Source organism: Leptospira stimsonii, from assembly GCF_003545885.1.
Classification (GTDB): domain Bacteria; phylum Spirochaetota; class Leptospiria; order Leptospirales; family Leptospiraceae; genus Leptospira; species Leptospira stimsonii.
Window position 1 is genome coordinate 1,610,403 of the sequence record NZ_QHCT01000001.1, and the last position, 8,525, is coordinate 1,618,927.

The 8,525-nt window shown below is 43.6% G+C and carries 11 protein-coding genes; 3 read left to right on the forward strand and 8 right to left on the reverse strand.

Going from position 1 to position 8,525, the window contains the following annotated elements; genetic code table 11:
* The 6 genes from DLM75_RS08030 to rplU all read right to left on the reverse strand — a co-directional run bounded on the left by DLM75_RS08030 (position 1) and on the right by rplU (position 4,228).
* On the reverse strand, positions 1-1,251 hold the full coding sequence (locus DLM75_RS08030) for a glutamate-5-semialdehyde dehydrogenase (protein ID WP_118967877.1): 1,251 nt from the start codon (positions 1,249-1,251) through the stop codon (positions 1-3).
* A complete protein-coding gene (proB, locus tag DLM75_RS08035; RefSeq protein ID WP_118967878.1) occupies positions 1,248-2,120 on the reverse strand; it encodes a glutamate 5-kinase in 873 nt (290 codons plus the stop codon). The genes DLM75_RS08030 and proB overlap by 4 nt, the downstream gene beginning before the upstream one ends.
* A gap of 11 nt (positions 2,121-2,131) precedes the next feature.
* The gene (gene obgE, locus DLM75_RS08040; RefSeq protein ID WP_118967879.1) at positions 2,132-3,226 is read right to left on the reverse strand and encodes a GTPase ObgE; all 1,095 of its coding nucleotides are present in this window, start codon (positions 3,224-3,226) and stop codon (positions 2,132-2,134) included.
* Positions 3,227-3,343: 117 nt separating this feature from the next.
* Positions 3,344-3,598 (reverse strand): 50S ribosomal protein L27, encoded by a 255-nt coding sequence (rpmA, locus tag DLM75_RS08045; protein WP_002629808.1) that lies wholly within the window; start codon positions 3,596-3,598, stop codon positions 3,344-3,346.
* Positions 3,588-3,917: a ribosomal-processing cysteine protease Prp gene (locus DLM75_RS08050; protein ID WP_118967880.1), complete on the reverse strand. Its 330-nt coding sequence runs from the start codon at positions 3,915-3,917 to the stop codon at positions 3,588-3,590. Before DLM75_RS08050 ends, rpmA begins: the two co-directional genes overlap by 11 nt.
* Complete coding sequence (rplU, locus tag DLM75_RS08055; protein WP_100761350.1) at positions 3,914-4,228, reverse strand: 50S ribosomal protein L21; 315 nt, start codon at positions 4,226-4,228, stop codon at positions 3,914-3,916. Before rplU ends, DLM75_RS08050 begins: the two co-directional genes overlap by 4 nt.
* 903 nt (positions 4,229-5,131) lie before the next feature.
* Between rplU and DLM75_RS08070 the strand changes: the two genes are divergently transcribed.
* The 3 genes from DLM75_RS08070 to DLM75_RS08080 all read left to right on the forward strand — a co-directional run bounded on the left by DLM75_RS08070 (position 5,132) and on the right by DLM75_RS08080 (position 6,920).
* Complete coding sequence (locus DLM75_RS08070; RefSeq protein ID WP_118967883.1) at positions 5,132-5,326, forward strand: hypothetical protein; 195 nt, start codon at positions 5,132-5,134, stop codon at positions 5,324-5,326.
* Positions 5,327-5,413: 87 nt separating this feature from the next.
* A complete protein-coding gene (locus DLM75_RS08075; RefSeq protein ID WP_118967884.1) occupies positions 5,414-5,842 on the forward strand; it encodes a hypothetical protein in 429 nt (142 codons plus the stop codon).
* A gap of 94 nt (positions 5,843-5,936) precedes the next feature.
* Positions 5,937-6,920, forward strand: coding sequence for a UDP-3-O-acyl-N-acetylglucosamine deacetylase (locus DLM75_RS08080; RefSeq protein ID WP_118967885.1), 984 nt, complete (start codon positions 5,937-5,939; stop codon positions 6,918-6,920).
* Between the two features lie 22 nt (positions 6,921-6,942).
* On the opposite strand, the gene fabG is transcribed toward DLM75_RS08080, so the two are convergent.
* Together fabG and DLM75_RS08090 are read right to left on the reverse strand one after the other, a co-directional pair.
* Positions 6,943-7,692: a 3-oxoacyl-ACP reductase FabG gene (gene fabG, locus DLM75_RS08085; protein ID WP_118967886.1), complete on the reverse strand. Its 750-nt coding sequence runs from the start codon at positions 7,690-7,692 to the stop codon at positions 6,943-6,945.
* A 61-nt stretch (positions 7,693-7,753) separates the two neighbouring features.
* Positions 7,754-8,182: a MarR family winged helix-turn-helix transcriptional regulator gene (locus DLM75_RS08090; protein WP_118967887.1), complete on the reverse strand. Its 429-nt coding sequence runs from the start codon at positions 8,180-8,182 to the stop codon at positions 7,754-7,756.
* Between the last annotated feature and the right edge of the window lie 343 nt (positions 8,183-8,525).

Sequence of the window (8,525 nt, forward strand, 5' to 3'; positions counted from 1 at the left end):
TTATCCTCGGATTTGTCCGTTGCCGGTAACGTATGTTGTGGTCGTTGTTAGATGAACCAATCCCATCGGTCCTCTTACATGAAGTTTTCCGGTGGAAATCCCGACTTCGGCGCCCAAGCCGAATTCTCCTCCATCGTGAAAACGAGTGGAGCAGTTGATAAAAAGTGCGGCGGAATCCAAAGAATTCGTAAACCGTTTCGCGGTGCTCAAATCTTCCGTCACGATCGCTTCCGTGTGACCGGAAGAGGTTCTTTCAATGAAAGCTAACGCTTCCTCCAAAGAGGATACCGTTTTGACGGAAAGTCTGAGATCCAAAAATTCTTCCAGATAGTCTTCTTCCTTTACCGGTTTTCCTTTTGGGTAAAGAGAGAGTGATGGAGGATCGAGTAAAAGTTCAACGCCTTCTTTTGCGAGCGCTTCTAAGAGTTCTTTTCGAAACGGATATCCCGTATGAAGAATTAAATTCTCCGTCGCGTTACAAACTCCGGGTCTTTGCACCTTTGAGTTGATTACGATGGGAATCACTTTTTCAGGATCCGCGTCCTCATCGATAAAAAGATTACAAACGCCTTTGTCGTGTTTTACGACCGGAATTTTAGAATGTTCCGAGACAAACTGAATCAGTCCTTCTCCGCCTCTCGGAACTACGATATCGATCTTCGAAGTTTGTTGAAAGAAAGGAAGCATATAGGCGCGATCGGTCTTGTCTACAAAAGTAACCGCACCGACGTCGATTCCTTCTTTTTGCAAAACCTCGTGAAAAAGTTTCACCAAAGCCGCGTTCGAGTGAAACGCTTCGCTTCCTCCGCGAAGGATACAAGCGTTTCCGGATTTAAAAGAAAGCGCGCCGACATCGATCGTAACGTTCGGTCGCGATTCGTAGATCACCATGACAACACCCAGGGGAACTCTTCTCGTGACGAGTTCGAGTCCGTTGGGAAGAGTCAAACCTCTCGTGACTTCGCCGACTGGATCGGGAAGTGCGACGATTTCTCGAAGTGCGGACGCCATTCCGGCGATTCGTTTCTCGTTGAGAAGAAGTCGATCCATAAGAGCGGAAGAAAGATTTTTTTCTTTTCCGTCTTTTAGATCCAACTCGTTTGCGGTTAGAATTTCTTCTTTCCGTTTTTCTAATATATCTGCGAGATCAAGAAGGACTTTATTCTTAAGTGAGGACGGAAGCGATTTAAGAGTTCGAGAAGATTTTTTAGCGCGAGCGCAGAGATCTTCCACATATTCCAATTCTTTCATAGATGATTTCCTCCGTTTCCATTTCCGTTCCGATTTTTTCGAATGATTTCCTTTACGTCTTCTTCGGAAAAAACACGATTCCCGGAAGGAGCGACTAACGTTCCAATCGAATTTTGATCTAAGAATTCCCGAATGACGTGCATTCTTTTGCCGTTTAAAATCGCCGTGGGAACTCCTGCTTCCGAAAGTAAACCGGCGGATTTGAGTTTTGTAAACATTCCTCCGGTTCCGGGACCGCTCGGCCCTCCCGCTAAGTCCAGATTTTCTTTCCCGATTTTTTCTAAAAAAGGAACGACTTTCTCTTCTTTTAAAAAACCGTCCACACCCGTAAGAATGATCAAGAGATCCGCGCCGACGATCAGGCTTACAAGCGCGGAAAGCATGTCGTTGTCCCCGAATTTCACCTCTTCCGTCGCGACGGAATCGTTTTCGTTTACGACGGGAAGAATCCCCCATTCCAGTAGTTGGGTGAATGTGTTCTTAAGATTCTTGTATCCTTCTTTAGACTCGAGATCCAAAACCCCAAAAAGAATCTGAGCGATACTAAGGTTTACCTTCGAAAAAAAACTGTCGTAGAGGTTGACGAGCCGATTCTGACCCATTGCGGCTAACGCCTGTTTTTCGGAAAGGGAATCTCCCGAAGAGATCGACGAGGGGAGTTCGCTTAACAAAAGTCTTCCTCTTGCGATCGCACCGGAGGAAACGAGAATCACTTTTTTACCAAGATCTCTGAGATGGCGGATATCGCTTACCAACTGAAAGAGGAAGTCGTTCACTTCCGACTCGGGACCGGAAAGTCTCGCGGAGCCGACTTTGATTACGATCATTTCCGAAGAGCGGATTTTTTCAGAGAGAGAAGAACGTTCCATGTTCGAAGATCCTATTCTGTTTCATCCAAGACGCTTTCCTTAGGAAGCGAAGAGTCGTTTTCAAGAGAAGAATTCGTTTTTGATTCTTTCGGATTTAAGACCTTTTCGATCTCATCCTTAAAAAAAGTTTCATCCATCGTTTCAAGGAGTTCTTCCAGGTTGGTTTCTTGGTCCGCGGAGATCGCGACGACCTTTCCTAAATGAGAAACCTTGGAGATCAGATCCTTTGTGAATTCTGGATCATCCCAAATATCGATTTTATTGAGGACGATCAGATAAGGACGTTTGAGAAGTTCCGGATTGTAAGTCGAAAGTTCGTTTCGAAGCATCTTCAAATCCTCTTCGATATCCAAGGAAGAAGAATCGAAGAGATAAAGAATCCCTTTTACACGTTCGATGTGACGAAGAAAAGAAAGACCGAGTCCGATTCCCATACTCGCGCCTTCTATGATTCCGGGGATATCCGCGATCGTAAAACGAAAGATATCTCCTCTTCGCTTAACAACGCCGAGGTTCGGAGAAAGAGTGGTGAACGCATAACCCGCGATCTTTGGATGCGCGTCGGTGATCTTTGAGATCAACGTGGACTTACCTGCGTTTGGAAGACCGACGATTCCCACATCCGCTAAAAGTTTGAGAGAAAGTCGAAGGAACTTATATTCTCCGTCTTCTCCGGGTTGTGCGAAACGTGGAGTTTGATTGGTGGAAGATTTAAAATGAGTATTCCCTTTACCGCCGCGCCCGCCGCGAACCACGACGTATTCTTGCGTATCGGTGACGAAGTCGAAGAGAAGGTCTCCGGTTTCTTCGTCGTAGATCTGAGTTCCGAGAGGAACGAAAAGAACTAAGTCTTCTCCCTTTTTACCGGAGCAATTGTCCCCGACTCCGGGAAATCCCGCCTCGGCTTTGAACTTTCTTTTGGAAAGATATTTGTCTAGGGTGTACATGGAAAGATTCGGACGAATGATGACGTTTCCGCCGATTCCACCGTCGCCTCCGTCCGGCCCTCCGAACTCGACGTACTTTTCCCTTCGAAAATGTACAGAACCGGGGCCGCCGTGTCCGGCGTAAACTTCTATTGCGACTTCGTCTACAAAGGATTCCATGTTATTTGAATATTCTAAAATTCTTAAATGAGTCTAAAAAACAAAAAACCGCAGAGTCCGGACCCAGAAACGGGCAGGAGACTGCGGTTCATCCGGTTTGAGTTTGAATATGAGGGGTTATTCCGGGTAAACGGAAACCTGCATTTTCAACTTGGAAACCATCTCGAACTTTACTTTTCCGTGAACGAGAGCAAAGAGGGTATGATCTTTACCAAGTCCTACGTTATTGCCAGGGCGGAACTTTGTTCCTCTTTGGCGAACGAGAATGTTTCCGGCGAGAACGGATTCTCCGCCAAAACGTTTTACTCCGAGTCTCTGGGAATTCGAATCCCGGCCGTTCTTTGAGGATCCACCACCTTTCTTATGTGCCATCTTCTGGTACTCCTATCAGTTCCATTTCTTTCGGGTATTGATTCTTCAGATTTTTAAGTCCGGAGAGAACCAATTCAAAACTATTATGAATTAAAACATTGTCTTTGGGGAGAACTTCGAACCGAAGATATCCATCACGGATCTCAGCGGGGTTTGCGTTACCGGTTTGGAGGAGGTGCAGATAAAGTGTCTGAACCAGGACCGAAACGGCAGAGCAGAGAAGATTCTCACCCTTTTTTCCCAAGGAAGTCGGGGAATGTCCCTCACTTTCTAAGGAAGAATACAACTCTTCTTTGCGAGTTATCCGTATCCGGATCAAACCGCAGAAAGAGAAACGACCTTAACTTTCTGAAGCTGTTGTCTGTGACCCCAAGCTTTTTGATAGTTCTTACGTCTTTTGTAAACGTAAGCGTGAATCTTATCACCTTTTACGTCTTCCAAAACTTTCAGGGAAACACGAGCCGTTTTGAGCTCGGGTTGTCCGATATGAACTTTATTGCTGGATTCTGCGAAGAGAAGAACCTTCGCGTCAAAGGATTCGCCCGCGTTTTTACCGGTTTTTTCGGTCAGGAATTCCTGATCTTGGGTTACTTTGAATTGTCTGTTTCCAACTGAAATAATAGCGTACATATCGATCCGGCCTGTTTTAAGTCGTTTTCAACCAATCTGGTCGACGTTCCCCTCCGGTCAAGGGGAAAAAGGAAAAACGCTTGTACGCCCGGGGTGAGTTCCGACCTCGGTCAAAAATGGACCGTTCTTCGAAGATCGAATTTGTCCCTTGGGGAGAATTTCGGCTTCGAACCGGAAATCGTACCGAATTTTCTAAAAAAGTAGGAACTCACACATTTTCCAAAGAATGTCTGACCTGGTAAGTTCCTTATTCTACCCGTGAAGTAGGTGGATTTCCAAATGACCTTTCTGGGGAATCGAGTTCGGCGAGCAGATTCCGGAAAACGGTGTTTTGAAAAAAAAAGACGAAAAAGTCGAAGGGGCCTCTCCATTTTTCTCTGCTAAATTATGACAAAGAAGAATCCATTCGGATCGTGGACGGAACTCCGGATCGGTTTTCCTTGGATCGGGGAGAATCCGATCTCGCAAAAGCACATGCCGATTTATGGAAATAAAAGTAGGAACTCCTCTTTTTCAGAAGATGGACCGAAAGGATTCTTGGAACGTTTCCGGGTCTTTTCTAAGGAATCTTCGAACAATCAACTCGCTCTCAAACATTGAAAAGTCGAAACACGAACTTCTTCCATTCACAACTCCTTGCCTCAATCGATTCTTCAAGCTTCTTATGGGGAAACATTGGAAGATCTTCTTGGATGTATTCCTGAACGAAAAATTCGATCCCAAGTTTGTATCAAATTGTATCTCATTTTATAGAACCAAATTTTTAAAAAAAGAAGAATCTAACGGCGAATCTTTTCTCTTATCAAAGCGGCTTTGATTCTTAGGAGATATTGTCCATCGTAAATACGTCTTATTTCTTGTAAAGTCAACGGACAATATTACAATTTTCGAATTATATAATATTTGTTAAATTATAAATTAACGTATCTTGCGGGAACGGACGGAAGCCAAAAGACGTTTTGTTTTATCCATTCTCAAGAAGAAAAGAGAAAAGCTCTGAAAGAATATTCAAAAATCTACGAACAAGTGTTATTCGTATTTTCTTATAAATGGAGAATCAAAAACGAAAAAGAATGCAAAAAAGCATTACTCAAATAGTTAATGCATCAGAGATTTTACATTCTTTTTACTTCTCAAAGAAGAGAAAGAATGTTGAGTCCATCTTAAACAAACAGGAGATACTAAATGGTATCAGGAATAACACTCATCGTGCTCAGCATCCTTGCTGTGCCTTCTTTGCTTTTGGCAAAAAAACCGGATGCAAAGGAATTGCTCGCTAAGATTGCACCGTATCAAGGATGGATCGGACTCGTTTTTTGCTTCTGGGGAATTTATGGAATCGTTTTCCAAGGCCTTCTCGGACTCGGCTGGCTACCAAATTGGCCAATCTATTGGGTAACCGCTCTTGCAGGAAACATCGTGCAGGCTGTTCTCGGATTCATTCTCGGATTCGGAACCATCTCTACCTATGTTCTCTCTAAAAACGAAGAAGCCAAAAAGAAAGGAGCAGAACTTCTTGCGAAATTGGCTCCCATCCAAGGTAAGTTGGGAATTTTTGGAATTGCAGTGGGAATCTGGACCATCGTAGCTTCTTTTCTTTTTTACGGAGCGTAATTCCATTTTCCGGGTGACGACGTTTCACCCGGACTTTCTCTGCGAATTAAGAATTGCCTTCTTTTGAAAAAACGACGTCTATAGTCGTTTTAGAATGCAAATCCACACAGCGCTCCAAACGATCTCCGAACTCAAAAATAAACGATTCCCGGAAATTGATCAATTCCCAAAACACTTTGTCGACGATCGATTTCCTATCGACGTCCAAAATTCTTATACCATCCAAAAAGAATTCTCCGTAAAAGGAGTTTCCACTTTGGAGAATCAATCCTCGAAGATTCGAGTAAAACCTTCCTCCGGATCGTTTTCCAAATTCTCTTATTCTCAAAAGACTCTCGAACTCAGGCCTGAATATTGTATAAAAGGAAATCATAATATACAACTGGGTGAAGTAAAGATCATAGAACATCCGATCGCGTTGCAATCGGCTTTCGGTCTTTATCTGGATTTTGAATTGGAGAAGTCGAGTTTCCCCACGTTTGATTTTTGCGATCAGGTTTATTTGGACGGATTGGAGAACAATCTCCAAAAAATCGGGGAAGTTCCTTTGATTACCGTCGCAAGATCATTCGCGATGAGCTGGGAAAAAGGATATTGTATTTTAGAACCAGACGAAGGAGATCGAAAGTTGATCCTGGATCATCAGGTGAGTTATCCCGGTTCGACGGTCGGAAATTCCAGAATCAGAACCGAAATGACTCCTGAGATCTTCTCTTTTATCGCCTCGGCAAGAACGACCGCGTTTCGTCCCGGAGAAGAGGCTGAAAAATTCTATCAGATCGGCCTCGCGGGTGGGTTGAAGGATTATCCATTTACTTTGGAAAACGTGATTTTGTTAAACGAAGAGAAAATTTTCAACCCGAGAGAGAAGTTCGCTCACGAAGGGAAGAATTATGAATTTCTCGCACACGAATTGATCGATATCTTAGCTTGGATTCGATTTCTGGAAGAAGAATACAAAGGAAGATTCGTCGGAAGGATGACTACTTTTCTCTTTGATCATCATAAACAGATCGATATCGCTCAGTTCGTATGCGATCGAAACCGATTCTCCGAAATCGGAATTAAAACTCTCTAATATTCTTTTCCGATTTTAGGGTTTAGAATCCGATCATCATTCCGCCGTCGACTCGAAGGGTCGCTCCCGTGATCCAATCCGCTTCGTTCGAAGCGAAAAAATGAATCGCCGAAGAGATGGATTCTTCCGGATTTCTTTCGATTTTGAGAGGAATCGTTTTTAAGATGCCTTCTTTTACTTCTTCGGGAAGATTCGGTGCGAAGTCGTTTGCGATAAAACCCGAGGCCACGCAGTTCACGGTTACGTTTCTGGAAGCGAGTTCTCTCGCGGAAGATTTTGTAAGCGCCATAAGACCGGCCTTTGCGGAAGAGTAATTGGCTTGCCCTCCGTTTCCATAAAAACCGGAAACAGAACCGATATTGATGATTCGTCCCCATTCCTTTTTGATCATATATTTCGCGGCGGCTTGTGTGCCTAAAAACGCCCCCTTCAGATTTACGTCAAAAACCTGGTCCCATTTTTCTTCGCTCATTCTCAAAAGAAGATCGTCCTTGATGATTCCCGCGTTGTTGATCCAAATATCCAGACTTCCGGTTTCTTTGAACGCAAAATCCGCAAGTTCTTTGATCTGGTTTTTCTCTTTTACGTCGCAGAGTTTTCCGAGGACCTTCCCCGTTTTTAAGGATTTGAATTCTTCGATCGTTTTTTCCAGAAGAATCGGATCCACATCGGATACGACGACGTTGCCGTTTTTCGTTAAAAAATTTCTTGCCGTTACTTTTCCGATCCCTCTTGCAGAACCCGTGACTACGATTGTTTTTCCTGAAAACATAAACTCCTCCGTTTATTTATTTCGATGTCGAAATAAATGGTACTTAAAAAATGAATCTCTCTTATTTTTCAAAATTAGAATACATCCTATCCAGTAGACGGACAAAGGTTTCTTTTTCATCAGGACCGAATCCCTTGTATAATCTTTGTGTCGTCGTCTGGGAAGCGCGGATCACGGCTTCTCTCGCGGTTTTTCCCTTAGCGGTCAATACTGCGGTAAACACACGTTCGTCGTCGCTGGATTGAATTCTTTTTATATATTTCAATTCTTCCATTTTATCCAAAAGTGCCGTGATCGTCGAGTTGGTTCGATCCAACACCTTTGCGAGTTCACTCATCGTCATTTCCCCGGAAGTTCCGAGTGCGTAGAGAACTCCTCCGTGGGCGGGGACAAGATCCTTAATTCCTTCCTTTTCGAATTCTTTGGCTAAGAATTTCTGGATTCGGTCTCTCGTTCTGGATAAGAGATGGATTGCGAATTCTTGTTTCATCTATTTCGATGTCGAAATAAATTCATTTTTTGTCAACACAAAATTCGAAGTGCAAATCCAAATATTTCCGTCTATTTTTGAAAGATTGCCGAATTCGATTCTTTCGCGTAACCTTTGCTCGAGGGTGGAAAAGAATTTGAATGAGAATCGTCCAGCAAAGAAAGGTTTTTAGGAGTTCCTACACGGGGATTTGCGCTTGCAAAATTAGAATTTTGTGATAGAGGAAAGTCTGCCGATTTTTCCCGCCACCGCTCCCCTCCACCCAAAGGTACAAACCGGAGACATGGGTAACAAAATAGACCGGGAACATAGGTAACACTCAAAATGCTGGCAAAGGAGGAAA